Origin of the sequence: Streptomyces sp. WAC06614 (genome assembly GCF_003949795.1) — a bacterium.
Lineage (GTDB): Bacteria > Actinomycetota > Actinomycetes > Streptomycetales > Streptomycetaceae > Streptomyces.
Genome location: NZ_RPRY01000482.1, coordinates 1 through 3,849, shown reverse-complemented (window position 1 = coordinate 3,849; position 3,849 = coordinate 1). Strand labels below are relative to the sequence as shown.

The following is a 3,849-nucleotide window of genomic DNA, read 5'->3' as shown; positions in this document are numbered from 1 at the left end:
GTGGGGGTGGTGGGGGCCGGCGGGGTCACGACGGCTCCGTGCGGGACGCGGCCATGCCGGCCGCGTCCAGGAGGGCGGTGCCGACGATCAGGTCGGCGCCGCCGAACTCGGGGTCGTCCAGCTCGGTGCCGTCGTCCACGGCGAACAGCAGCCGCTCCTCGCCCTGCCGGTAGGCCGTGCCCACCGGCGGGCTGGCCGCGTGCACGGCGAGCAGGGCCACCAGGTACGGCAGGTCCGGGTCGCTGCGCCGGGCCTCGGCGAGCAGGCCGGACAGCCGCCGCGGGGCGTCGTGCGGCAGGTCCAGCAGGGTCATGGCGGCGGCGAGCTGCTCCTCGCTGAACCGGCTGTCGTCGGGCGTGGCGATGAGGTCGGGCTCGGGCATCTCGACGCCGAGGTGGTCGCGCTCCGGCGGCGGGGTCAGCAGGATCTCCACCAGGTCGCCGACCCGCACCGAGACGGGTGTGCGCAGGCCGGTGCCGGCGGCGAAGAAGGCGTCGGTCACCCGGCGGGCCTGGGCGACCGGCAGCGGCAGCAGGGGCGCCACGAGCTGCCCGTACAGGTCGATGCCGGAGCGGGGCGCGGGCGCGGCGAAGGCCTGGCGGTCCTGCTCGGCGCGGAACAGCGGGCCGGCCTCCAGCAGCCGGGACTGGAGCTGGGTGTGGCGCCGGATGCAGTCCTTGACGATGTCGACCAGCTCCGCGGCGCGCCGCTTGTGCTCGGCGGTCCTGGAGTCGGAGGCGGCCTCGGCCTCGTCGCGGGCCCGGCGGATGTTGGTGAGGATGGCGTTCTCGTGCCGGTAGCGGTCGGCGACGTGGTCCAGCGCCTCCGCGATCATGTCCGGTACGGCCTCCAGCCAGTCCACCGCGCGGACGTTGCGCCGGGTGGCCTCCAGGGTGCGGCGCAGCGTCTCGGCGTACTGGACGGTGCGGTAGCGGGCCTGCTCGGCGGCGAGCTGGGCGTCGGCGAGCCGGCCGCGGCTGATCAGCACCTCCAGCTTCACCTCGGCGGCGATCTGGGCGCTGGTGACGTCGGTGTCGAGGGCGCCGACCAGGACGTTGACCGCCTCGTCGGTGGTGCGCAGGTAGACGGCGCCGTCGTGGCCCGGGACCTCCTCGATCAGCTTGAAGTCGTAGTCCCGGCGGACGTATTCGCCGTCCGGGCCGAAGGTGCCGTAGACCGCGCGGAAGCCGCGGTCGACGCTGCCGACGTTGATCAGGTTCTCCAGGACCCAGCGGGCCACCCGCTCGTGCTCGGCGGCGGGCCGGTGCGGGGCCTGGGCGGCGACCCGGGGCAGCAGCCGGGCGACTATCTGCTCGTGGTCGGCGCCGGTGTCGAAGTCCATGTTGAGCGTGACGAGGTCGATCGCGGCGAGCGCCACCTCGGCCATGGCGTAGACGCCGTACTCGCCGGCGAGATTGGCCTTGCGCGCGTCGAGGTCGTGCAGCGGGGCGGTGCAGGCGAGCGCGCGCAGCCGCCGGGCCAGGCCCTCGTCGGCGGCCGGGCCCGGCGCCGGGGACGGGAGGGTCTTCGCCGGGGCAGGGAAAGTCACGGTGAAGAGATTAGGCGGTCCCTGTGACAACCTCCCAAACGGCGCGGTTCGGGCGGTGCCCGGAACGGCCGCGGCGACTGCTCGCTACGCTCGGCGCATGGCATCCATGATCACACCCGCGGACCGGGTGATCGACCTCAACGCCGACCTGGGCGAGGGCTTCGGGCGGTGGACGCTGACGGACGACGAGGCGTTGCTGTCGGTGGTGACGAGCGCCAACGTGGCGTGCGGGTTCCACGCCGGTGACCCGGCGACCATGCGCCGGGTCTGCGAACGGGCCGCCGAGCGGGGCGTACGGATCGGGGCCCAGGTGTCGTACCGGGACCTGGCCGGGTTCGGCCGGCGGGCCATGGACGTGCCGCCGGAGGAGCTGGCCGCCGAGGTGGCGTACCAGATCGGGGCGCTGGAGGTGTTCGCCCGGGCCGCCGGGTCCCGGGTGTCGTACGTGAAGCCGCACGGCGCGCTGTACAACCGCACGGTGCACGATGCCGAGCAGGCCGCGGCGGTGGTGGCCGGGGTCCGGCTGGCGGGCGGGGCGGAGGGTGGGCTGCCGGTGCTGGGGCTGCCGGGGTCGCTGCTGCTGTCGGCGGCGGCCGGGGCCGGGCTGCCCGCCGTACCGGAGGCGTTCGCGGACCGGGCGTACACCCCGGAGGGCACGCTGGTGCCCCGGCGGGAGCCGGGGGCGGTGCTGCACGAGCCGGATCAGGTGGTCGCGCAGGCGCTGGCCCTGGTCCGGGGCGGGGCGGGGCGTTCGCTGTGCCTGCACGGGGACACTCCGGGCGCCGCGGAGCTGGCCGGCCGGGTGCGGCGGGCGCTGGTGGACGCCGGGGTGGAGCTGGCGGCGTTCGCATGAGGGCCCTGCCGGTGGGGGAACGGGCCCTGCTGCTGGAGGTGGCCTCGACGGCGGAGGTGGCCGCGCTGCACGCGGAGCTGCTGCGCCGCCGGGCCGCGGGTGAGTTGGGCGAGGTCACGGAGATCGTGCCGGCGGCGCGGACGGTGCTGCTGGACGGGGTGGACGCGCCGGCCGCGCTCGGTGCGCGGATCGCGCGGTGGGCCGTGCCGCCGCCGGCGGAGTCGGAGGGTCCGCTGGTCACCGTGCCGGTCCGCTACGACGGCCCGGACCTGGCGGAGGTGGCGGGGTACTGGTCGGTCGCGGTGGAGGAGGTGCCCCGGCTGATGGGCGGGCTCACCTTCCGGGTGGCGTTCTGCGGCTTCGCGCCCGGCTTCGGCTATCTGACGGGCCTGCCGCCGGAGCGGCACGTCCCGCGCCGGGCCACGCCGCGGACGGCGGTCCCGGCGGGTGCGGTGGCGCTGGCCGGCGAGTTCGCGGGGGTCTACCCCCGCTCCTCCCCCGGCGGCTGGCAGCTGATCGGCAGCACGGACGCCGTGGTGTGGGACCCGGCCCGGGATCCGGCGGCCCTGTTCGCGCCGGGCGTCCGGGTCCGTTTCACGGAGGCGGCCGCATGACCGTGCTGGTCGTGGTGCGGCCGGGGGCCCTGACCACCGTGCAGGACCGCGGGCGGGCCGGGCTCGCCCATCTGGGGGTGCCGCGGTCGGGGGCCCTGGACCCGGGCGCGGCCGGGCTGGCCAACCGGCTGGTCGGCAATCCCGCGGGCGCGGCCGTGCTGGAGACCACCGTGGACGGGGTCGCCCTGCGCCCGGCGGCGGGCGGGGGCGCCGCGTCCGGGGCCGCGGTCACGGTGGCGGTGACCGGCGCCCCGGCCCCGGTCCGCGTCGCGGGCCGGCCGGTCCCGTGGGCCGCGCCGGTGCGGGTGCCGCCGGGCGCGGTCCTGGAGGTCGGGGCGGCGGTCTCGGGGCTGCGCAGCTATGTCGCCGTTCGCGGCGGCGTCGCCGTGCCGGAGGTCCTGGGCAGCCGCTCGACGGACCTGCTGTCGGGCCTGGGCCCGCCGCCGCTGGCCGCGGGCGACCGGCTCCCGGTCGGCCCGGCCCCGGCGGGGCCGGTCGCGGGCGCGGACGCGCACCGGCTGCCCGCGCCGCCCGCGGAGCTGGTGCTGCCGGTGGTCCTTGGCCCGCGGAACGACTGGTTCACCGCGGAGTCGGTGGCCGCCCTGGCCCGCTCGGCGTACCGGGTGTCCCCGGCGAGCAACCGCATCGGCCTGCGCACGGAGGCCGGTCCCCCGCTGGTACGGGCCCGCGCCGGCGAGCTGCCGAGCGAGGGCATGGTCCTGGGCGCGGTCCAGGTCCCGCCGGACGGCCTCCCGGTGGTCTTCCTGGCGGACCACCCGGTCACCGGCGGCTACCCGGTCCTCGGCGTGGTGCCCCCCGCCCACCTCCCCGCC

At 77.5% G+C, this 3,849-nt stretch carries 4 protein-coding genes; 3 read left to right on the top strand and 1 reads right to left on the bottom strand.

From position 1 onward, the window contains the following. Positions 1 to 25: 25 nt before the first annotated feature. Entirely contained in the window at positions 26 to 1,549 is a 1,524-nt protein-coding gene (locus tag EF918_RS33570) for a hypothetical protein (RefSeq protein WP_125652669.1), read from the bottom strand. Between the two features lie 97 nt (positions 1,550 to 1,646). On the opposite strand from EF918_RS33570, the gene EF918_RS33565 reads away from it, so the two are divergent. The 3 genes from EF918_RS33565 to EF918_RS33555 all read left to right on the top strand — a co-directional run. After that, positions 1,647 to 2,402 carry a LamB/YcsF family protein gene (locus EF918_RS33565; protein WP_125652668.1) on the top strand — a complete coding sequence of 252 codons (756 nt, stop codon included), beginning with the start codon at positions 1,647 to 1,649 and terminating at the stop codon, positions 2,400 to 2,402. Further along, positions 2,399 to 3,016, top strand: coding sequence for an allophanate hydrolase subunit 1 (locus tag EF918_RS33560; RefSeq protein WP_125652667.1), 618 nt, complete (start codon positions 2,399 to 2,401; stop codon positions 3,014 to 3,016). The genes EF918_RS33565 and EF918_RS33560 overlap by 4 nt, the downstream gene beginning before the upstream one ends. Next, positions 3,013 to 3,849 (top strand): biotin-dependent carboxyltransferase family protein (locus EF918_RS33555; RefSeq protein ID WP_148141316.1); only part of this gene is annotated, 837 nt, incomplete at its 3' end. The genes EF918_RS33560 and EF918_RS33555, both read left to right, overlap by 4 nt.

Excerpts from the sequence above, each read along its gene's own strand:
- EF918_RS33565 (WP_125652668.1), top strand. The coding sequence starts at position 1,647 with ATGGCATCCATGATCACACCCGCGGACCGGGTGATCGACCTCAACGCC.
- EF918_RS33560 (WP_125652667.1), top strand. The coding sequence starts at position 2,399 with ATGAGGGCCCTGCCGGTGGGGGAACGGGCCCTGCTGCTGGAGGTGGCC.